Here is a 21841-nt window from a genome sequence, read left to right as displayed (position 1 = left end):
CACCTTGGATAAAAAGGAACTATTTGATACGGTGATTAATTTAGAAGAACAAATCGGTTCTCTTTATCGCCAGCTAGGTGATTTGAAAAATCATATCGGTGAAGTGATTGAAGAAAATCATCAGCTGCAGATGGAGAATCAGCACTTGCGTGAACGTCTGGATCAATCCGATCGAGATAAATCGTCTGAGGCAGAGCATGATTCTGCCCAGAAGCCAAGTCATTCTGATATAGGAGAAGGTCATGATAACCTAGCTCGTTTATATCAGGAGGGCTTCCATATTTGTAATGTACATTATGGGAGCATTCGGAAAGAGGGAGACTGTTTGTTCTGTCTGTCATTTTTAAATAAAAAATGAGAAAAGGCTTCCGCTGAATCGGGAGCCTTTTTCACAGGAAAAGAAAGGATACATCATGGTTTCGTTAAGAGAAGATGAACGTTTAGACTACTTGCTTGCAGAAGATATGAAAATTATTCAAAGTAAAACGGTGTTCGCCTTTTCATTGGATGCAGTGTTATTAGCAAAATTTGCGTATGTGCCGATTCAAAAAGGGGAGATTATTGATCTTTGTACGGGAAATGGCATCGTTCCATTGCTGCTTTCGACGAGATCTAAAGCCTCTATTACAGGGGTTGAAATTCAAGAACGCCTGTTTGATATGGCAAAGAGAAGTGTGGCGCATAATCAACTGGAGCAGCAGATTGAGCTCATCCATGGTGATTTAAATGATATGCCTAAACGGTACGGAAACCACAAAGTAGACGTGATTACTTGTAATCCGCCATATTTTAAGACTCCTTCTAAGGATGAAATCAATGAAAATGAGTATTTGGCGATCGCACGTCATGAGATTCACTGCACATTAGAAGATGTCATTCGTGTTTCTTCCACTTTGCTAAAGCAAGGAGGCAAACTGGCAATGGTTCACCGCCCTGGGCGTTTGCTTGAGATAATTGAAATGATGAAGAAATACCGAATTGAGCCAAAACGAATTCAATTTGTATATCCGAAACAAGGAAAAGAAGCGAATACCATTTTAGTGGAAGGGATGAAAGATGGAAAGCCGGATTTGAAAATCCTCCCGCCGCTTTTTGTTTATGGAGAAGACCAAGAGTATACAAAAGAAATCAGGACGATACTGTATGGAGAAGCATAGTCATTATTTCTATGTATTGAAATGTGCAGATGGCAGTTTGTACGCTGGGTATACAAATGACTTACAAAAAAGGCTGACTGCCCATAATAGTGGGAAGGGTGCAAAGTATACGAGAGCTAGACGGCCGGTGGAACTCTATTACCACGAATGCTTTTTAACCAAAAGAGAAGCCATGCAACAGGAATATCGTTTCAAAACGTGGACACGTCGAAAAAAGGACATGTATATAGAAGAAAAGCGAATCAAAAAGGAGGCGGCACATGAAAAAGACACAAAAAAGCTTTGATGGTCAATCAGAAATGGGTATTCTTTATCTCGTACCAACCCCGATTGGAAACTTAGAAGATATGACATTTCGAGCGATACAAACGTTAAAAGATGTAGACTATATTGCCGCAGAAGATACGAGACAAACGAAAAAGCTTTGTCATGTCTATGAAATTGATACCCCATTAACGAGTTATCATGAACATAACAAAGATAGCAGTGGTCACAAGTTAATCGAATGGTTAAAAGAAGGAAAGAACATTGCACTCGTGAGCGATGCCGGTTTACCGACGATCTCTGATCCAGGAGCCGAAGTGGTTCGAGACTTTACGAACATCGGAGGCTATGTCATTCCGTTACCTGGTGCAAACGCAGCACTTACGGCGCTCATTGCGTCAGGAATCGCACCACAGCCATTTTTCTTTTACGGTTTTCTTGATCGTCAAAAAAAGGAAAAGAAAAAACAGCTGGAAGCATTGAAGAAACGCCAAGAAACAATTATTTTCTATGAAGCGCCCCATCGGTTAAAAGAAACGCTGACTGTGATGAAAGAAGTGTGGGGGAACCGGAATATTGCCATTACGAGAGAACTGACAAAGAAATTTGAAGAGTTTATTCGTGGAGATTTAGAATACGCGCTGACTTGGGTGACAGAACAACAAATCCGTGGTGAGTTCTGTCTCGTCGTACAAGGAAATGATCAGGATGAAGAAGAACTGAATGAAGAAGCTTGGTGGAATTCTTTATCTGAAAAAGAGCACGTGATCCATTACATAGAGGAAGGGTTAACGTCAAAAGAGGCCATTAAACGTACTGCGGTCGAACGTGGTGTGCCAAAGCGGACGATCTATGATGCGTATCATATTGAACAATAAAGAAAGGTTCTTGCAAACGGTGCAAGAACCTTTTTATATAAAACTTATTTTTGTGATTGAAGTTGGTTTTGGATTTCGTTAATGATTTGCTCTGCACCTTCACGGCTAAGAACTAATTTACCATTAGCAAGTTTAAGGTTATCGTCTGATACTTCACCTGTTACTTGGCAAGTCATGTTTGGTTTATATTTTTTTAGGATAATTTTTTCATCATCAACATAAATTTCCAAAGCGTCTTTTTCTGCGATTCCTAACGTACGGCGAAGCTCGATTGGAATCACCACGCGTCCTAATTCGTCAACTTTACGTACAATACCTGTAGATTTCATCTTCATTCTCCTCCCAAAAAGTTCTTATTCTTAATATAATATTATCTTCGTCATTATTCGACAAATTCCTTACATTCCTAGCATAACAAGGTTTCCATAAATCGTCAATCATTTTGTTTACTATTGTTTGTAAAATATGACTCTTAAAGTCAAAGGACCTTGAAACTACCGGTGTATAAGGATTTTTCAGAATTTATCTATAAAAATATGAAAAATGACGATAACAGATTAACAAGACTTTTGCCCTAATTTAGCCAATTGTAAATCTGGAAATAGATTTCATACGACAATATTCGACAAAATGTCGACGGGTTTGTCGTTTTTTTCGAAAAACTCATCTTTTTCGTTCATTTCAATCTGTTCTATGTATATATGCTTGATCTTAAAGGCTAAGATGGTATCATAGAGAAAGCACAAGTGCAAAACATAATGAAATGATCTGACACATTTTAATGAAGTATGATGACCGCTCTCGTCCATTGGGCGGGAGTTTTTGACATTTACACACAAGCAGGAGGTTCCGACATGCCGGAAAAGAAAAAAACGTTTTATCTGACTACACCAATTTACTATCCGAGCGGAAAATTACATATTGGACATGCTTATACGACAGTGGCAGGGGATGCCATGGCTCGTTATAAACGTCTGCAAGGCTATGATGTGATGTATTTAACGGGTACTGATGAGCACGGACAAAAAATTCAGCAAAAAGCTGAAGAACAAAATATTACACCGATTGAGTATTTAGATCCGGTCGTTGCTGACATTAAATCATTATGGAAGAAACTCGACATTTCAAACGATGATTTCATTCGTACAACGGAAAAAAGACATACGAAAATCATTGAGCAAGTCTTTCAAAAGCTGCTTGATCAAGGAGATATTTATTTAGATCAATATGAGGGCTGGTACAGTATTCCTGATGAAACATTCTATACGGAAACACAGCTTGTTGATGTTGAGCGAAATGAGAAAGGGGAAGTCATTGGAGGGAAAAGCCCAGACAGTGGACACCCTGTTGAATTGATTAAAGAGGAATCATATTTCTTCCGTATGAGTAAGTATGCTGATCGCTTACTAGACTATTACGAAAAGAACCCGTCGTTCATTCAGCCTGAATCAAGAAAGAATGAAATGATTAATAACTTCATTAAACCGGGGTTAGAGGATTTAGCTGTATCAAGAACAACCTTTGATTGGGGCATTAAAGTACCTAATAATCCGAAGCACGTCATCTATGTATGGATTGATGCGTTATTCAACTACTTAACAGCGATTGGCTACGGAACCGATCAAGATGAAAAATATAAAAAATATTGGCCTGCCAACGTACACCTAGTCGGGAAAGAAATTGTACGATTCCATACAATTTACTGGCCAATTATGCTGATGGCACTTGATCTGCCGCTGCCAAAACAAATTTTTGCACATGGCTGGCTGCTCATGAAAGATGGCAAAATGTCTAAATCAAAAGGGAACGTAGTAGATCCTGTTACGTTAATTGATCGCTATGGTCTTGATGCTCTTCGTTATTACCTGCTACGCGAAGTACCATTTGGTGCAGACGGTGTGTTTACACCAGAAGGATTCGTGGAACGTGTAAACTATGACCTTGCCAATGATTTAGGGAACTTACTTAACCGTACAGTGGCGATGGTGCAAAAATACTTCGACGGTACATTAAGCAGCTATAAGGGACCAGTCAATGAGTTTGATGAGGAACTAAAAGCTGTAGCTGAACAAACGGTGAAAGCCTATGAAGAAGCGATGGAAAACCTCGAATTCTCAGTGGCTCTTTCAAATGTTTGGACATTAATCAGCAGAACGAATAAATATATTGATCAAACAGCTCCTTGGGTATTAGCGAAGGATGAAACAAAACGAAAAGAACTGCATTCTGTGATGTACCATTTAGCAGAATCACTTCGAATCACAGCTGTATTGTTAACACCATTCTTAACAAAAACACCTGAGAAAATCTTCTTCCAGCTTGGAATTGAAGAAGAGAAACTCAAAAGCTGGGAAAGCATTCTTTCTTTCGGTGCGATTCAAAAAGCGACGGTACAAAAAGGTGAGCCGTTGTTCCCTCGTTTAGAGGTTGAAGAAGAAGTGGCATACATTAAAGAGAAGATGCAAGGAAGTGCGCCTAAGGTAGAAGAAGAGTCAGTTGAAATAGAAGAAACTGAATTACCTGAACTGGGTGCCGAAATTGCCTTCGATGATTTTTCGAAAGTTGACCTTCGTGTAGCACAAGTATTGGAAGCAGCACCAGTGAAAAAAGCTGACCGTCTCTTAAAGCTTCAGCTTGATTTTGGATTTGAAAAGAGACAAATTGTCTCAGGGATTGCCAAGCATTATCAACCAGAAGAATTGGTAGGGAAGAAGCTCGTCTGCGTAGCGAATCTCACACCAGTTAAACTAAGAGGGGAAATTTCCCAGGGGATGATTTTAACTGGAGAAACTGGTGGTAAATTGCAGGTTCTTGAAGTAGATCAATCTCTAGCAAATGGAACGAAAATTTTATAATTTAACAAAGGTGTTCCACGTGTAACATTTCGTCGAACACCTTTTGTTTTTCAGAAGAATTGTCGAAAGGAGCAATCAACCATGTTATTTGATACACATGCCCACTTAAATGCTGAACAATATAATGAAGACTTAGAGCAGGTGATTGAAAGAGCCAAAAGTGAAAAAGTAGAGAAGATTGTAGTGGTCGGGTTTGATCGTCCAACCATTACTAGAGCGATGGAGCTAATTGAAGCATATGATTTTATGTATGCAGCCATCGGCTGGCATCCTGTTGATGCCATTGATATGACAGATGAAGATTTGGCTTGGATCAAAGAATTATCTCAGCATGAAAAGGTTGTTGCCATTGGAGAAATGGGTCTAGATTACTATTGGGACAAGTCGCCAAAAGATGTGCAAAAAGAAGTCTTTAGACGTCAAATTGCTCTTGCAAAAGAAGTGAATCTGCCAATCATCATTCATAACCGTGACGCTACGGAAGATGTAGTGACGATCTTAAAAGAAGAAGGAGCGGCAGAAGTCGGAGGAATTATGCACTGCTTTACTGGCAGCCTCGAAATTGCAAAAGCGTGTATGGAAATGAACTTTTATATCTCATTCGGTGGACCTGTGACATTTAAAAATGCGAAAAAACCGAAAGAAGTTGTAAAGGATATTCCAAGTGATCGTCTTCTGATTGAGACAGACTGCCCGTATTTAACTCCAGCGCCATTTAGAGGGAAACGAAATGAGCCGAGCTATGTGAAATATATCGCAGAACAAATTGCTGAATTGCGAGAAATAAGCTTTGAAGAGCTTGCTGCATTGACAACAGAAAATGCGAAAAAAGTTTTCCGTATAAACTGACAGTATATGATGTCAATCCTTGTTTAAGCTTGTCCAATTGTGAAACATAACGAAAAAGTTCTACACGTTTGCGCCTCTTCATAGGATAAGTTGTCGATAAGTCTTTCTTCCCTTCCTTCCAAAAATCTCCCATAATAGGTTTACAATCGAGCATTTTTGTACAGTGGGTGGAAGGGTTGACAGGTTTTGAGATACTCTATATAATCTCTCCGAGGAGAAGGAGGCGTTTTTCATCGTACAAAAAATGAAAAATCTGTTTTCTGTCAAGCTAGGAAAAGGCAAGGTTTTATTTCTAGTCGCTTGCTTGCTTTTAGCTGGAACTGGGACGGCTTACGGTGCGCATGAGCTCACCAAGCAGTCTATTACCATTTCAATCAATGGCAAAGAGAAGACAATTCGTACACATGAAGAGACAGTAGCACAGCTGCTTTCAGACCTTGGAATAAGGACCAGGGCGGAGGATCATATCTCTCCAAGTCTAAATACCAAGATTCAAGACAACATGAACATTGTGTATGATGCGGCTATACCGGTTCATCTCACCCTAGATGGGAAAGAGAAAACGATATGGACAACAGATCAGACGGTTGGAGCATTATTGAAGAATGAGAAGATAGATATTGGGAAGCACGATCAAGTAACTCCAGGAAAGAATGACAAGATTAAAAAGAATATGGATCTTGTGGTTCAGCAGGCATTCCAGGTCAGCTTAAACGATGGAGGAAAGGATAAGAAAGTGTGGACCACTTCGACTACGGTCGCTGACTTTTTAAAGCAACAAGAGCTGAAGCTCAAGAAGCACGATAAGATCAAACCTGCGTTACATAGTCACCTTTCTAAAAAAAGCGCAGATGTGAAGATCACTCGGGTGGAAAAAGTCACCGATGTAGTGGAAGAGAAAATTGCTTTTGATACCAAACATAAAAAGGATCGATCTCTTGAAAAAGGAAAAGAGAAGGTGCTTGAAAAAGGTGAAGAAGGTAAATTAAAGAAGCACTATGCCATTGTGAAAGAAAACGGTAAAGTGGTGTCTAAAGAATTAATTAAAGAGGTTACTGCAAAAGACAGCAAGGATCGTTTAGTGGCAGTTGGTACACAAGTGTCCAAGAAGGAACCTAAAGCGTCACCTGCGGTTTCAAGAAGTAATGAATCTTCAGGAAAAGAGTTCTATGTGACGTCTACAGCCTATACAGCGAGCTGTGCTGGATGTACAGGTAGAACGTCTACAGGCTTTAATTTAAAAGCAAATCCGGGTGCAAAGGTCATAGCAGTAGATCCGAGTGTCATTCCGCTGGGCTCTAAAGTGTATGTGGAAGGCTATGGGTATGCCGTTGCATCAGACACTGGATCTGCTATAAAAGGGAATAAAATTGATGTGTTCGTCCCAAGTAAGTCAGCAGCTTATCAATGGGGAAATAAACGAGTGAAAATTAGAGTGCTCAAATAAACACATCAAATCATTTATATGAACAGAGGGCTTTGCGCACCCTCTGTTTTTTTGGTTATAATAGAAGCACTGTTTTCTAATTAATTAGACGCAAAAACAGCATGGAAGGTTTCATTTTTTAACAAAAAAATGTAGATTGTTTTTGCAAGCGGAGGAATACATGAAAATCAAAGAAATCATTGTGGTGGAGGGTCGTGACGACACTGCTAGAGTAAAGATGGCCGTTGATGCAGATACGATTGAAACGAATGGATCTGCCATTGGCGATACAGTCATTCAACAAGTGCGTCTTGCTCAGGAGACGAGGGGGGTTATCATTTTAACTGATCCTGACTTCCCTGGGGAAAAGATCCGTAAAACCATCGCAGAGGCTGTCCCTGGCTGTAAGCACGCCTTTTTACCAAAACACCTTGCGAAAGCGAAGCGGGACAAAGGAATTGGTGTCGAGCATGCTTCCTTGGATAGTATTCGAGCATGCCTTGCTCATGTTCATGAGGAAATGGAAGAATCAGAAAGCGAGATTACGTTAGATGATTTATTTGACGCAGGCCTTATCGGAGGCGAAGCATCAAAACGCCGCCGCGAACGACTAGGTGTGCTTTTAAATATAGGATATACAAATGCGAAGCAGCTGCAAAAGCGTCTTCACATGTTCCAAATAACGAAAGAGGATTTTATTGCGGCCTTAAAGACCGTCATGCAGGAGGAAGCCGATGAATAAAGATATTGCGACGCCCATCAGAACGAAGGAAATACTGAAGAAGTACGGTTTCTCTTTTAAAAAGAGCTTAGGGCAAAACTTTTTAATTGATACGAATATTTTAGATCGTATTGTTGATCATGCAGAGATTACGGATGAGACAGGTGTGATTGAAATTGGCCCTGGTATCGGTGCGTTGACTGAACAGCTCGCCAAACGGGCAAAGAAAGTCACGGCTTTTGAAATCGACCAGCGCCTATTGCCGATTTTAAACGATACGCTTTCTCCATATGATAATGTCACCATTATTCATCAAGACGTATTGAAGGCAGATGTAAGAAAGGTGATTGAAGAACAGTTTGCTGACTGTAAAGAAGTAATGGTCGTAGCAAACCTTCCTTATTATGTGACGACACCAATTATTATGAAATTGCTTGAAGAAAACCTTCCATTGAAAGGAATCGTTGTCATGCTGCAAAAAGAAGTAGCAGATCGCATGGCTGCTGTTCCTTCATCAAAAGAATACAACTCTTTGTCGATTGCAGTGCAATTTTATACAGAAGCGAAGACGGTCATGGTTGTGCCGAAAACGGTTTTCGTCCCACAACCAAATGTGGATTCAGCGGTAATCAAACTAACTGTTCGTGAAACGCCTGCGGTCTCAGTAGACAATGATACGTTTTTCTTTCAACTGATTCGTGCGAGTTTTGGCCAACGCCGGAAGACATTGATGAATAATTTGATGAACAATCTGCCAGATGGCAAGAAACATAAAGCCATCATTGAAGAAGCCCTTGTAACAGCTGAGGTTGATGGGAAACGCCGCGGTGAATCATTGTCAATCGATGAATTTGCCCGTTTGTCCAATGTTTTACACAAAGCCCTTTCATAAGGGCTTTTCAGCGTGTAGACAAACCCTCGCATTCTTTGTCAGTCCTGCGCTCTGGTGCTCACGAATGCCAAATTCGCTCCGCTCCAGTGCTCGTCCTTCCTAGACTGCAAAGGTTTTCTATCACGCTGAAAAGAAGACAAAGCCCTTTCATAAGGGCTTTTTTCTTTTGGTTTTCACCACTTCACCTGTTCAGGCATAGGCTAGAAAGAACAACACACCTGAAAGAAGAACAAGTGTAGCGTAAGACGATACCAACAGGATAAGAGCCTGATTGTGGAGTGAAAAGCATGCAATTTCAAATAGGAGATATGGTGACGAGGGCATCCTATCAGATGGATATTATGTTTCGTATCATTCGAATTGATGAGACAGACCAGCACGAAGCCACCGCCATTTTGCATGGGAATGAAGTGAGGCTGATCGCCGATGCGAAGATGTCAGATTTGGTCTTGATTCAAAAAGAGGAGCAACTGACAAGAGAGAAAGACGATGAACGGAAAATTAACGAATCGCTCGACTTACTCAGGCAAGATTATCAGCTGCTTCGTGAAAAACAAGAGTATTATACGTCTGGACAATATCAGCATCAGGAGCAGTATTTTCATATGCCCGGAAAGGTTCTGCATTTAGATGGAGATGCTTCATACTTAAAGAAATGCTTAGATGTATATGAAAGAATTGGTGTACCTGTGTATGGTGTGCATTGCCACGAGAAGAAAATGCCAAGCATGATTGATTCATTAATTGATCAATACCGGCCTGATATTTTGGTCATCACAGGACATGATGCGTATTCTAAACAAAAGGGCGGTGTACACGATATCGGTGCATATCGTCATTCTCGTCATTTCGTTGAAACGGTTCAAAAGGCAAGAAGGAAGGTTCCGCATTTAGATCAGCTCGTGATCTTTGCAGGTGCCTGCCAATCTCATTTTGAATCATTAATTCAAGCAGGTGCTAATTTTGCAAGCTCACCCTCACGTGTCAACATTCATGCACTTGACCCCGTCTATATTGTTGCCAAGATCAGCTTCACTCCATTTGTAGATCGAATCAACGTGTGGGATGTGCTCCGAAATACACTGACGAGAGAAAAAGGTCTCGGAGGGATTGAAACAAGGGGTGTTTTAAGGGTAGGTATGCCATATAAAAGAGACCATGAATCGACATAACCCGACTGATTTCAGTCTGGTTTTTTTTATGCTCAAAAAGAAATTTCATATGAATACATAATTCACCGGAATTTGAGAAAAATAGGGAGGAGAAAAGGTAGAAGTTTGTCAAAATTATTTTGTTGACAATGGCTCGTGTTGGTTGATATAATTTAATTTTTATTTGACAAAAATGGGCCGTTGTTGTATAATTATCTCAGTGAGGTGGATGCAATGGCGAAGACTTTGTCCGACATCAAAAGATCGCTTGATGGTAACTTAGGTAAACGTTTGACGTTAAAGGCTAACGGAGGCCGCCGAAAAACAATTGAGCGTTCGGGCATTTTAGCTGAAACGTACCCTTCTGTTTTTGTGATTCAATTAGATCAAGATGAGAATTCGTTTGAAAGAGTTTCTTACAGTTATGCAGATATACTGACTGAGACGGTCGAATTAACGTTCGATGATACCGCTAGCTCAGTCGCCTATTAATGGGCAGTGAACTTTTTGTTTACTGCTTTTTGTTTTGCCTTTTTTTCTGTATGGGAGGCTGTCCATTATTTGAAAGGGGTAAAAGGCGGGAATCGATGCAAAATAAGAAAGCCACAAAGGAGTGGCGATGATTCGAATTCTCGACCAAAGGGGCTGTTTCGTTTGGGTAGACGCCGAGGCATTATGTCAGATGAGTTCAAATACGAGCTGGCGAAGGATCTTGGATTTTATGATACCGTCAAAAATGGAGGCTGGGGAGAGATTCGTGCGCGTGACGCAGGAAATATGGTCAAACGTGCCATTGAATTAGCTCAACAGCACATGGCTCAAGAAGAGAATCAACGATAAAGAAATGATCAGGGATACCTCGGGTGTCTCTGGTCTTTTTTGCTTGAAAAAGTGAGTGTGCTGGGGGCAAAAGCCAATATTCATCAGATCCATCAAATGTGATACAATATTGATACTTATGTTTAGATGGAGAAGTAGGTGAAATGTTTGCGTATTTTAGAAAAAGCACCGGCAAAAATTAATCTCTCACTTGATGTTCATGGAAAAAGACCGGATGGATATCACGAAGTGGAGATGGTGATGACAACAATAGATCTTGCAGATCGACTAGAGCTGACGGAGCTGGACAAAGACGAAATCCGTGTATCATCTCATAATCGTTTTGTGCCAGATGATCAACGGAATTTGGCTTATCAGGCAGCTAAATTATTAAAAACAAGATTCGGTATTCAAAAAGGCGTATCGATTGTCATCACAAAAGCAATTCCCGTCGCAGCAGGTTTAGCTGGAGGCAGCAGTGATGCCGCAGCAGCGCTTCGCGGCTTAAACCGTTTGTGGAAGTTAAATCTCACGTTAGATGAACTAGCTGAGCTTGGAGCGGAGATCGGCTCAGATGTCTCTTTTTGTGTACACGGAGGGACGGCGCTAGCGACAGGACGTGGAGAGAAACTAAAGCATATTGCGACACCGCCGCATTGCTGGGTGATTTTAGCGAAGCCGGTGATAGGGGTATCTACAGCTGAGGTCTACAGACAATATGACGCAAGCAAAGTAGAACACCCAAATGTACAGCGTATGATTGAAGCAATTGAAGCGAAAGATTATAAAGAGATGTGCGGCTCACTCGGTAACGTGTTGGAATCTGTGACATTAAAGATGTATCCGGAAGTCGATATGATTAAGAGACAGATGAAGCGTTTCGGAGCAGATGCTGTATTAATGAGCGGCAGCGGGCCAACTGTATTTGGCTTGATTCAATATGAATCGAAGGTACAAAGAATATATAACGGACTGAGAGGATTTTGTGATCAGGTTTACGCTGTCCGCATGATCGGCGAACAAAATACCCTTGATTAAATCCGTATATTAAGTTATATTATTCATAAATTATTCGGGTTCTGGGGGTAAGTTCATGAAGTTTCGTCGAAGCGGCAGATTGGTGGACTTAACAAATTATTTGTTAACCCACCCGCACGTACTAGTACCTTTAACTTTTTTTGCAGAGCGATATCAATCTGCAAAGTCCTCTATTAGTGAAGACTTAACGATTATCAAACAGACCTTCGAACAGCAGGGAATAGGGACTTTACTTACTGTACCTGGCGCTGCTGGCGGAGTGAAATATATTCCAAAGATTCATTTAAAAGAAGCAGACGAAGTCGTAAACGATATCGGAGAGGCATTATCAACTCCTGAACGTGTGCTTCCTGGCGGTTATTTATATTTAACTGATGTTTTAGGAAATCCATCGATTCTTGCGAAAATCGGTAAGCTTTTTGCGACCATTTTTTCGGATCGACCGATTGATGTTGTCATGACTGTTGCGACGAAAGGTATTCCGATTGCCTATTCTGTTGCAGGTTATTTAAATGTGCCTGTTGTGATCGTTAGAAAAGATAATAAGGTAACTGAAGGATCAACTGTGAGTATTAATTATGCATCAGGTTCTTCTAACCGAATTCAAACCATGTCACTTGCAAAGCGGAGCTTAGATAAAGGATCCAATGTGTTGATTATTGATGACTTTATGAAAGCAGGCGGAACCATTAATGGCATGATGAATCTTCTAGAGGAATTTAATGCAAATGTTGCAGGGATCGGTGTTTTATTAGAAGATGAAGGCGTAGATGAACGTCTTGTCGATGAATATGTATCACTTTTAAAGCTTTCAACCATTGATATGAAGCAGAAAATCATTGAGATTAATGAAGGTAATTTCCACGAGTTTTTTCATTCGAAAGCTTAAGTTTTGATCAAACATGTATTTGAATGGGAGAGATTGATATGACAAAAGTTGTTCAAACCAAAAACGCGCCAGCAGCCATTGGACCTTACTCTCAAGGGATTATCGTCAATAACATGTTTTACAGCTCAGGGCAGATTCCATTAACGCCAGCTGGAGATTTTGTGAATGGAGATATTAAAGAACAAACACATCAAGTGTTTCATAATCTTAAAGCCGTCCTTGAAGCAGCGGGTGCTTCCTTTGAAACAGTCGTGAAAGCAACGGTTTTCATTAAAGATATGGAACAATTCGCTGAAGTGAATGAAGTGTACGGTGAATACTTCCATACACATAAGCCAGCTCGTTCATGTGTAGAAGTAGCCAGACTTCCAAAAGATGCACTTGTAGAAATTGAAGTTGTGGCATTAGTGAAATAAACAGACCATCTCTTTGGAGGCCGTTTGGTTTCATTATATGTATGAAAAGGCATCGGCATGATGTCTTTTTTTACGCAACCGATGTAAGCGCCGTCATCAAAATGACAAAAAATGTATAAATATCCCGATATTTCAAAAAAAGTTTAAAAAAAGAGCAGGAGAATCACCACAATCGTTGAATACCTAATTAATGCTTTTATATTGGGAAAAGGTGGTGAACTACTGTGGAAGTTACTGACGTAAGATTACGCCGCGTGAATACCGATGGTCGCATGAGGGCGATTGCATCCATCACGCTGGACCACGAATTTGTTGTTCATGATATTCGTGTGATTGATGGAAACAATGGCTTGTTTGTTGCAATGCCTAGCAAACGTACGCCTGATGGAGAGTTTCGCGACATTGCACATCCAATTAATTCAAGCACTCGGGGTAAAATCCAAGATGCTGTTTTAAATGAGTATCATCGCTTAGGCGAAGAGGAAGAGACAATTGAATATGAAGAAGCTGGAGCTTCTTAAAGATATGTGAACCTAAAAAGACAGCTTTAAGAGAAAATGAATGTTTTCTTTTAAATGCTGTCTTTTTTGCGTTTTTCCTCATGATTCTTTTAAGTTTCAACCATTAGAAAATTAATGTACTTCCTCTTGTATCCTTGAAATCAGTCCTTATTTAGGATATATTTTTCTATGGATAATAGGGATATTGGAGGCCAATCAATGGATAAGCGGTTCGCAGTGATTTTAGCAGCGGGAAAAGGAACAAGAATGAAGTCAAAGTTATACAAAGTACTTCATCCAGTTTGCGGAAAGCCAATGGTCGAGCATGTGGCAGATCAAGCGTTAAAGCTATCTTTAGCCAAGCTTGTGACGATTGTCGGTCATGGAGCTGAGGACGTCAAGGAGCAGCTTGGGGACAGAAGTGAATATGCACTTCAAGAAGAACAGCTGGGAACAGCACATGCCGTCAAACAAGCTAAATCGTTCCTCGCGCAGGAAAAGGGAACAACCATTGTCATTTGTGGAGATACACCATTATTGACAGCGGAAACAATGGAAGCCATGTTAAACGAGCATCAAAAACAACAAGCGAAAGTGACGATTTTGACAGCACACGCGGATGATCCAACAGGTTATGGACGTATTATTCGTGATGAAACAGGTGCTGTAGTAAAAATCGTCGAGCATAAAGATGCAAATGATGCTGAACGTCAAGTGAATGAAATTAATACTGGAACCTATTGCTTTTCAAATGAAGATCTCTTCCGTGTGATTGAGCAAGTGTCAAATGAAAATGCACAAGGTGAATACTATTTGCCAGATGTCATTGAAATTCTAAAGAATGAAGGACAGACGGTTGCAGCGTATCAAACACCGCATTTTGAAGAAACACTTGGAGTCAATGATCGTATCGCTCTATCACAAGCAGAGCAATTCATGAAGCGACGTATTAATCATCAGCATATGAAGAATGGTGTAACCTTGATTGATCCTGAGAACACGTATATCTCGCCAGATGCAGTCATCGGTGAAGATACAATGATTTATCCTGGGACGGTCATCAAAGGGAATGTAAAGATTGGTGCAGATGCCACAATCGGTCCGAACACTGAAATTGTTGATAGCGTAATTGGAGATCGGACAGTCATTAAGCAGTCTGTTGTCTGTGATAGTGAAGTTGGAGTAGATGTGACAATTGGACCGTTTGCTCATATTCGCCCGTTGTCGAAAATTGGCGATGAAGTGAAGATCGGAAATTTTGTCGAAATCAAGAAAACAGTTTTCGGTGACCGAAGCAAAGCGTCTCATCTTAGCTATATTGGAGATGCAGAGGTCGGAACGGATGTAAACCTTGGTTGTGGATCCATTACAGTTAATTATGATGGGAAGAACAAATTCTTAACGAAGATTGAAGATGGCGCATTTATTGGCTGTAATTCAAATCTCGTTGCACCAGTCACTGTCGGAAAAGGGGCATATGTTGCAGCCGGTTCAACGGTTACAGAAGATGTACCGCAGGATGCATTGTCTATTGCTAGAGCAAGACAAGTCAATAAAGAAGATTATGTGAAAAATATTCATAAAAAATAATCCAAATACCCGGAGGTTTACCATGTCTAATCGTTATGCTGATGCGAATTTAAAGATATTCTCTTTGAATTCAAACCCTGAACTTGCCAAAGAAATTGCCGATCGTATCGGAGTTGATGTAGGAAAGAGCTCTGTTAAACGTTTTAGTGACGGTGAAGTCCAAATCAATATTGAAGAAAGTATCCGCGGCTGTGATTGTTATGTTATTCAATCTACTAGTGCGCCAGTCAATGAGCACATTATGGAGCTACTCATTATGGTAGATGCACTAAAACGCGCTTCTGCGAAAACGGTCAATATTGTCATCCCTTATTACGGATATGCACGTCAAGATCGTAAGGCGAAACCTCGTGAGCCAATCACAGCGAAGCTTTTTGCGAACTTACTTGAAACAGCAGGTGCTACACGTGTCATTGCACTTGATCTTCATGCGCCGCAAATCCAAGGTTTCTTTGATATTCCAATCGATAACTTAATGGCTGTGCCAATCTTAACAAACTATTTCGAACAGAAAAACTTGAATGATATCGTTGTTGTGTCTCCTGACCACGGTGGTGTTACGCGTGCGCGCAAAATGGCGGACCGCCTGAAAGCACCAATCGCCATTATCGACAAACGTCGTCCGAAGCCGAACGTGGCTGAAGTGATGAACATCATTGGGAACATTGAAGGCAAAACGGCGATTCTCATCGATGATATCATTGATACAGCTGGTACGATTACACTTGCTGCAAATGCACTTGTGGAAAATGGAGCGGCTGAAGTCTATGCTTGTTGTACTCACCCAGTATTGTCTGGACCAGCAGTAGAACGTATTACAAACTCTAAAATTAAAGAATTAGTTGTGACAAACAGTATTCACTTAACAGATGACAAGAAAGTTGGAAAATTCATTCCGCTTTCAGTTGGGCCTTTGCTTGCAGAAGCCATCATCCGTGTACATGAAGAAGAATCTGTGAGCTACCTTTTCAGCTAATTTTCTGATTGAAAAAGGCCCTAGGCATCAGCTTGGGGTCTTTTTGCTGTGATAAATGAAAGGCAAACATGTTTAAAATGATTCAGTTATGGGTATTTATGAAAGTAGTGACAAAAAAGAAATAGGATGGTGCTGAATATGGCAACTTTAAAAGCAAATAAAAGAACTGATTTCAAACGTTCCACACTGCAAAAAATCCGTCATTCAGGACACGTTCCTGGTGTCATATACGGAAAAAATACAGACAACCTGGCTGTTTCATTAGACAGTATTGATTTATTAAAGACATTACGTGATGAAGGAAAAAACACAATCATCACATTAGACGTTGGCGGTGAAACAAAATCTGTGATGGTAACAGAACTGCAAACAGATCCGTTGAAAAATGAGCTTGTCCACGCTGATTTCCAAGTGGTCGACTTACAGCGAGAAATTGACGCAGATGTACCTGTACAACTCATTGGCGAATCCAAAGGTGTAAAGGATGGCGGTGTGCTTCAGCAGCCACTATTTGAGCTATCCATTACAGCAAAACCAAAGGATATCCCGCAAAATATTGAAGCTGATATTACAAACTTAGAAGTAAATGACGTACTAACAGTTGGTGATCTGACTGTTCAATCTACGTATCAAATTAATAATGATCCAGAAGAAGTTGTTGCTTCGATCTTACCGCCTCAGCAATCAGAGGTTCCTGAGCCAGATAGTGAAGAGGAAACGCAAGAGCCTGAGGCCATTAAAGAAAAAGATGACAGCGAAGAATAACTGGTCAATTAGAGACGTAACCCTCCCGCGGTTACGTCTTTTGTGCTAGAATGAAAAGAATTCATACGTTTTGCATGAGGCAATCACATTGGCTCATTTTTTAGGCGTGTGCATGTGCGACAAAGGAGGTTATTGGTTTCATGATTGCGTTCGTTGGATTGGGTAATCCAGGAAAAGAATATGAAAAAACAAGACATAACGTCGGGTTTATGACAATAGATGAACTATCAAAAAAATGGGACATCCCATTAAATCAATCAAAATTCCATGGACAATATGGAACTGGGTTTGTTTCGGGGCAAAAGGTTCTACTTGTGAAGCCTCTTACATATATGAACTTATCAGGGGAATGTGTGCGTCCGCTGATGGATTACTATGATATTCCCCTTGAACATTTGAAGGTCATTTATGATGATCTTGATTTGCCAACGGGCCTGATTCGTTTGCGTACTAAAGGAAGTGCAGGCGGACATAACGGAATCAAATCGTTGATTCAGCATTTAGGTTCACCTGAGTTTGACCGATTCCGTATCGGCATCGGCCGTCCACAAAACGGCATGAAGGTCGTCGATTACGTACTAGGACGCTTCTCAGAGGAAGAACAGCCTGATATCTCATCTGCTATTCAAGCATCTGTTGAAGCTTGTGAAGCGGCTTTAACAAAGCCATTTTTAGAAGTGATGAATGATTTTAACAAGAAGGTATAAGAATGATAAGCAAAGCACATACTGATCATAAAATCTCAGCATGGGAGGATCACGTATGGCTTTGCACTATTACTGCCGGCACTGTGGTGTAAAGGTTGGCAGTCTAGATGAATCCGCTGTCCAAAGTGAAGCACTTGGATTTCATCACTTAACAAATGAGGAAAGAAACGATATGATTTCTTATAGGGAAAATGGTGATTTACATGTACAAACCATTTGTGAGGATTGCCAAGAGGCGCTCGAAAGAAATCCTGATTACCATCAGTATCATACCTTTATTCAATAAAAAGCTTTGGTGTAGATAATAGACCAAAGCGTTTTTCTGTTTTAAACAAGCAGGGAGGAGGAGCCAAATGAAAAATATACAATCATTTATCAAACAAAGTGATGATTTTCAGTCCATTTTTAATGGGCTAAAGGAAGGTTTAAAAGAACAACTGCTCGCCGGACTATCAGGCTCCGTCAGATCTTTATTTACAGCCGCCATATCAGACGAATTAAAGCGGCCGATGTTTATTGTGACACACAACTTATATCAAGCGCAGAAGGTCACAGATGATCTAGCAAGTGTGATGCCAGATCGCTCGGTTCTTCTTTATCCTGTCAATGAACTCATTGCATCTGAAATTGCTGTGGCAAGCCCGGAGCTTAGAGCGCAGCGTCTTGATGTATTGAATCGTCTCGCGAATGGAGAAAATCCGATTGTCGTGACCCCAGCAGCTGCAGTGCGTAGAATGCTTCCTCCTGTTGAGCTCTGGAAGGAGAGTCAGATCCATTTAAAGGTTGGTGAAGAAATTGATTTGGAGGCGTTTTCAAAACAACTCGTGCAAATCGGTTATGACCGGACGTCCATGGTCGCTGCGCCCGGAGACTTTAGTGTGCGCGGAGGCATCATTGACATTTATGCGTTAACGGAAGACCACCCGATCCGTATTGAGCTGTTTGATACAGAAGTGGATTCTATTCGGTCCTTCCACTCTGACACGCAGCGTTCATTGGAAACACTTCAAGAAATCAAGATTGGCCCGGCGAAAGAGCTGATTGTAAGAGGGCCTGAACGAGTGAGAGCGATTGAACAGCTTGACGAAGGTCTTGCCAGCAGCTTAAAGAAATTCAACTCGGATAAACAAAAAGAACTGCTCCATCAGAATATTTCTGCTGATCGTGAGAAGCTGCTAGAAGGTATTGTGACACAAGAAATGACGAAGTATCTGTCCTATTTCTATGAAAAGCCTGCTAGTTTGCTAGATTATACATCGCAGGATACGATAATCATTCTAGATGAAATCAGCAGAATTCAGGAGATGGAAGAACAGCTTGAACAGGAAGAAGCAGATTGGACAATTAGTCTGCTGGAAGAAGGGAATATCCTGCATGATCTAGCCCTTTCCTTCCCATTTCAAGAGCTATTCAATCAGCAATCGAGATTGATTCTGTACTATTCCTTATTTTTGAGACATGTTCAGCAGACCAATCCGCAAAATATCGTCAATGTATCTAGTAAGCAAATGCAGAATTTCCACGGGCAGATGAATGTGCTTGCAAGTGAAATTGAACGCTACAAAAAGCAGAATTATACGGTAGTCTTTTTAGGTGCGGATGAAGAGCGGACAGAGAAGCTGTCATCTGTCTTGCATGATTATGACATTGAAGCAGCTCTTGCTAAACCTGATGCTGAGCTTGTCAGCGGGCAAGTATATATTTTACAAGGTGAGCTGCAAACAGGTTTTGAACTGCCTTTATCCAAAATTGCTGTCATTACAGAGGGTGAACTTTTCAAGAAACGTGTGAAGAAGCAGGCACGTAAGCAAAAGCTGACGAACGCAGAGCGAATCAAAAGCTATTCAGAGCTGCAAGTGGGCGATTACGTGGTGCACATTAACCACGGGATCGGTAAGTATTTAGGAATTGAAACGCTTGAAATTGGCGGCATTCATAAAGATTATTTAAATATTCATTATCAAGGAAGCGACAAGCTTTATGTCCCTGTTGAACAAATTGATCAGGTGCAGAAGTATGTAGGGTCAGAAGGAAAAGAACCAAAGCTATACAAACTAGGCGGTAGCGACTGGAAGCGCGTGAAGAAAAAAGTAGAATCATCTGTGCAGGACATTGCAGATGATCTAATTAAGCTGTACGCAGAACGTGAAGCAAGCAAAGGGTATGCCTTCTCGCCTGACCATGAGATGCAGCGCCAGTTTGAATCTGCATTCCCTTACCAAGAAACAGACGATCAAATTCGCTCGATTCATGAAATCAAGCAAGACATGGAGCGGGAGCGCCCGATGGATCGTCTGCTTTGTGGAGATGTGGGCTATGGAAAAACAGAGGTGGCGATTCGAGCGGCCTTCAAAGCCATTGCTGACGGGAAACAGGTGGCACTGCTTGTACCAACAACGATCTTAGCGCAGCAGCATTTTGACACGATTATGGACAGATTCCAAGACTATCCTGTTAAAATCGCTCAGCTTAGCCGCTTCCGTACACGAAAAGAAACAACAGAAACCTTAAAAGGGCTGAAAAACGGAACGATTGATATGGTCATTGGGACGCATCGTCTTCTTTCAAAAGACATTGTGTACAAGGATTTAGGACTGTTAATTATCGATGAAGAGCAGCGCTTCGGTGTGACGCATAAAGAGAAAATTAAGCAAATGAAAGCCAATATTGATGTGCTGACGTTAACGGCAACGCCAATTCCTCGTACGCTTCATATGTCGATGCTTGGCGTACGTGACTTATCTGTTATTGAAACACCACCTGAGAACCGTTTCCCAGTTCAAACCTATGTTGTCGAGTACAATGGTGCGTTAGTTAGAGAAGCCATTGAGAGAGAACTGGCAAGAGGCGGTCAAGTGTACTTCCTTTATAACCGAGTGGAGGACATTGAACGAAAAGCAGATGAAATCTCGATGCTTGTTCCAGACGCAAAAGTAAGCTACGCACATGGGAAAATGAGTGAGAACGAGCTGGAATCCGTGATGATTAATTTCCTAGAAGGTGAATCGGATGTACTCGTCAGTACAACCATTATCGAAACGGGCGTAGACATTCCAAATGTGAACACGCTCATTGTTCACGATGCTGATAAAATGGGGCTTTCGCAGCTGTACCAGTTAAGAGGACGAGTTGGGCGCTCGAATCGTGTGGCCTATGCTTATTTCACTTATCGAAAAGATAAAGTGCTTTCTGAAGTAGCTGAGAAAAGACTTCAAGCCATTAAAGAATTCACTGAGCTTGGGTCAGGCTTTAAAATTGCGATGCGTGATTTAACAATTCGAGGAGCAGGGAACTTACTTGGTGCACAGCAGCATGGATTTATTGATTCTGTTGGATTCGACCTTTACTCTCAAATGCTGAAAGAAGCCATTGAAGAAAGAAGAGGCGATACGACTGCTCAAGAAAAATTTGAGCCGGAAATTGATCTCCAAATTGATGCCTACATTCCAGATAGCTATATTTCTGATGGCAAACAAAAGATCGAGATGTATAAACAGTTTAGAGCGATTGGATCAATAGAAGAGCGGAAAGAGCTTCAAGATGAAATGATTGACCGATTCGGAGAATATCCGCAAGAAGTGGCTGATTTGTTCACGATTGCGACGATGAAGGTGTACGCTGTGCAGGAACGTGTCGAGTTGATCAAGATGGAGAAAGGCATTGTCAGACTCACTCTCGATGAAAAAGCAAGCAGCGACATCGATGGTCAAAAATTATTTGAGCTTGGCAGTCAATATGGACGTGATATCGGTCTTGGCATGGAAGGCAGCAAGCTGATTATTTCTGTCCAAACAAAAGGCAAGAAAACGGAGGAGTGGCTTGAAGTCGTTCTTCGTATGCTTCGAGGTCTTCAAGATGTGAAAAAAGAAACCATTCCATCTTCATAAAATTTTGTTGGTCTCTCGTGTATATTACGTTTGATGTGACGGATACTAATCTCAGGGTCAA

The 21841-nt window shown here is 41.0% G+C and carries 23 protein-coding genes; 22 read left to right on the top strand and 1 reads right to left on the bottom strand.

Features of this window, described 5'->3' with window-relative positions; all coding sequences use genetic code 11:
- The first annotated feature begins 4 nt into the window (after positions 1 to 4).
- Genes yabA through rsmI form a run of 4 tightly spaced genes read left to right on the top strand, consistent with a single transcriptional unit; the run spans position 5 to position 2299 of the window.
- Positions 5 to 358, top strand: a complete 354-nt coding sequence (gene yabA, locus ACSBQP_RS19020; RefSeq protein WP_007496228.1) for a DNA replication initiation control protein YabA — start codon at positions 5 to 7, stop codon at positions 356 to 358.
- Positions 359 to 413: 55 nt separating this feature from the next.
- Positions 414 to 1157, top strand: a complete 744-nt coding sequence (locus ACSBQP_RS19015) for a tRNA1(Val) (adenine(37)-N6)-methyltransferase (RefSeq protein ID WP_039962495.1) — start codon at positions 414 to 416, stop codon at positions 1155 to 1157.
- A complete protein-coding gene (locus ACSBQP_RS19010; protein ID WP_046342410.1) occupies positions 1144 to 1443 on the top strand; it encodes a GIY-YIG nuclease family protein in 300 nt (99 codons plus the stop codon). Before ACSBQP_RS19015 ends, ACSBQP_RS19010 begins: the two co-directional genes overlap by 14 nt.
- Positions 1418 to 2299 (top strand): 16S rRNA (cytidine(1402)-2'-O)-methyltransferase, encoded by an 882-nt coding sequence (gene rsmI, locus ACSBQP_RS19005; RefSeq protein ID WP_008341890.1) that lies wholly within the window; start codon positions 1418 to 1420, stop codon positions 2297 to 2299. The genes ACSBQP_RS19010 and rsmI overlap by 26 nt, the downstream gene beginning before the upstream one ends.
- A 44-nt stretch (positions 2300 to 2343) precedes the next feature.
- Here rsmI and ACSBQP_RS19000 read toward each other — a convergent pair whose 3' ends face one another.
- A complete protein-coding gene (locus tag ACSBQP_RS19000) occupies positions 2344 to 2634 on the bottom strand; it encodes an AbrB/MazE/SpoVT family DNA-binding domain-containing protein (RefSeq protein ID WP_087975202.1) in 291 nt (96 codons plus the stop codon).
- Positions 2635 to 3153: 519 nt separating this feature from the next.
- Here ACSBQP_RS19000 and metG point away from each other — a divergent pair.
- The 18 genes from metG to mfd all read left to right on the top strand — a co-directional run bounded on the left by metG (position 3154) and on the right by mfd (position 21780).
- Positions 3154 to 5154 carry a methionine--tRNA ligase gene (metG, locus tag ACSBQP_RS18995; protein ID WP_041506541.1) on the top strand — a complete coding sequence of 667 codons (2001 nt, stop codon included), beginning with the start codon at positions 3154 to 3156 and terminating at the stop codon, positions 5152 to 5154.
- Positions 5155 to 5235: 81 nt separating this feature from the next.
- On the top strand, positions 5236 to 6003 hold the full coding sequence (locus ACSBQP_RS18990; RefSeq protein ID WP_017359325.1) for a TatD family hydrolase: 768 nt from the start codon (positions 5236 to 5238) through the stop codon (positions 6001 to 6003).
- A gap of 244 nt (positions 6004 to 6247) precedes the next feature.
- Entirely contained in the window at positions 6248 to 7450 is a 1203-nt protein-coding gene (locus ACSBQP_RS18985; protein WP_017359324.1) for a G5 and 3D domain-containing protein, read from the top strand.
- A 160-nt stretch (positions 7451 to 7610) separates the two neighbouring features.
- Positions 7611 to 8171, top strand: a complete 561-nt coding sequence (rnmV, locus tag ACSBQP_RS18980) for a ribonuclease M5 (protein ID WP_041091579.1) — start codon at positions 7611 to 7613, stop codon at positions 8169 to 8171.
- Positions 8164 to 9042 (top strand): 16S rRNA (adenine(1518)-N(6)/adenine(1519)-N(6))-dimethyltransferase RsmA, encoded by an 879-nt coding sequence (gene rsmA / locus ACSBQP_RS18975; protein ID WP_008341873.1) that lies wholly within the window; start codon positions 8164 to 8166, stop codon positions 9040 to 9042. Before rnmV ends, rsmA begins: the two co-directional genes overlap by 8 nt.
- Positions 9043 to 9329: 287 nt before the next feature.
- Positions 9330 to 10214 carry a sporulation peptidase YabG gene (gene yabG / locus ACSBQP_RS18970; RefSeq protein ID WP_007496216.1) on the top strand — a complete coding sequence of 295 codons (885 nt, stop codon included), beginning with the start codon at positions 9330 to 9332 and terminating at the stop codon, positions 10212 to 10214.
- Positions 10215 to 10427: 213 nt separating this feature from the next.
- Complete coding sequence (veg, locus tag ACSBQP_RS18965) at positions 10428 to 10685, top strand: biofilm formation stimulator Veg (RefSeq protein WP_003217979.1); 258 nt, start codon at positions 10428 to 10430, stop codon at positions 10683 to 10685.
- Between the two features lie 162 nt (positions 10686 to 10847).
- Positions 10848 to 11033, top strand: coding sequence for a small, acid-soluble spore protein, alpha/beta type (locus ACSBQP_RS18960; protein WP_017366434.1), 186 nt, complete (start codon positions 10848 to 10850; stop codon positions 11031 to 11033).
- A gap of 147 nt (positions 11034 to 11180) precedes the next feature.
- Positions 11181 to 12050 (top strand): 4-(cytidine 5'-diphospho)-2-C-methyl-D-erythritol kinase, encoded by an 870-nt coding sequence (ispE, locus tag ACSBQP_RS18955; protein ID WP_017359321.1) that lies wholly within the window; start codon positions 11181 to 11183, stop codon positions 12048 to 12050.
- 55 nt (positions 12051 to 12105) lie between these two features.
- Positions 12106 to 12939, top strand: a complete 834-nt coding sequence (purR, locus tag ACSBQP_RS18950; protein ID WP_007496210.1) for a pur operon repressor — start codon at positions 12106 to 12108, stop codon at positions 12937 to 12939.
- Positions 12940 to 12977: 38 nt separating this feature from the next.
- Positions 12978 to 13355, top strand: a complete 378-nt coding sequence (gene ridA / locus ACSBQP_RS18945; protein WP_008341860.1) for a 2-iminobutanoate/2-iminopropanoate deaminase — start codon at positions 12978 to 12980, stop codon at positions 13353 to 13355.
- A 224-nt stretch (positions 13356 to 13579) separates the two neighbouring features.
- Positions 13580 to 13876, top strand: a complete 297-nt coding sequence (spoVG, locus tag ACSBQP_RS18940) for a septation regulator SpoVG (RefSeq protein WP_008357439.1) — start codon at positions 13580 to 13582, stop codon at positions 13874 to 13876.
- A gap of 198 nt (positions 13877 to 14074) precedes the next feature.
- Entirely contained in the window at positions 14075 to 15445 is a 1371-nt protein-coding gene (glmU, locus tag ACSBQP_RS18935; protein ID WP_017359320.1) for a bifunctional UDP-N-acetylglucosamine diphosphorylase/glucosamine-1-phosphate N-acetyltransferase GlmU, read from the top strand.
- Positions 15446 to 15467: 22 nt separating this feature from the next.
- On the top strand, positions 15468 to 16421 hold the full coding sequence (locus ACSBQP_RS18930; protein ID WP_003217907.1) for a ribose-phosphate diphosphokinase: 954 nt from the start codon (positions 15468 to 15470) through the stop codon (positions 16419 to 16421).
- Between the two features lie 138 nt (positions 16422 to 16559).
- Positions 16560 to 17186, top strand: a complete 627-nt coding sequence (locus tag ACSBQP_RS18925; RefSeq protein ID WP_017359319.1) for a 50S ribosomal protein L25/general stress protein Ctc — start codon at positions 16560 to 16562, stop codon at positions 17184 to 17186.
- Positions 17187 to 17326: 140 nt separating this feature from the next.
- Positions 17327 to 17893, top strand: a complete 567-nt coding sequence (gene pth / locus ACSBQP_RS18920; RefSeq protein WP_435028701.1) for an aminoacyl-tRNA hydrolase — start codon at positions 17327 to 17329, stop codon at positions 17891 to 17893.
- Between the two features lie 55 nt (positions 17894 to 17948).
- On the top strand, positions 17949 to 18179 hold the full coding sequence (locus tag ACSBQP_RS18915; protein ID WP_003217967.1) for an anti-sigma-F factor Fin family protein: 231 nt from the start codon (positions 17949 to 17951) through the stop codon (positions 18177 to 18179).
- Positions 18180 to 18246: 67 nt separating this feature from the next.
- The gene (gene mfd, locus ACSBQP_RS18910; protein ID WP_108611676.1) at positions 18247 to 21780 is read left to right on the top strand and encodes a transcription-repair coupling factor; all 3534 of its coding nucleotides are present in this window, start codon (positions 18247 to 18249) and stop codon (positions 21778 to 21780) included.
- Positions 21781 to 21841: the final 61 nt, after the last annotated feature.

It is taken from the genome of Bacillus sp. G402 (genome assembly GCF_051172515.1).
In the GTDB taxonomy this organism is placed as follows: Bacteria; Bacillota; Bacilli; order Bacillales; family Bacillaceae; genus Bacillus; species Bacillus altitudinis.
The sequence above is the reverse complement of the archived record's forward strand: the minus strand, read 5'-3'. Positions and strand labels throughout refer to the sequence as shown.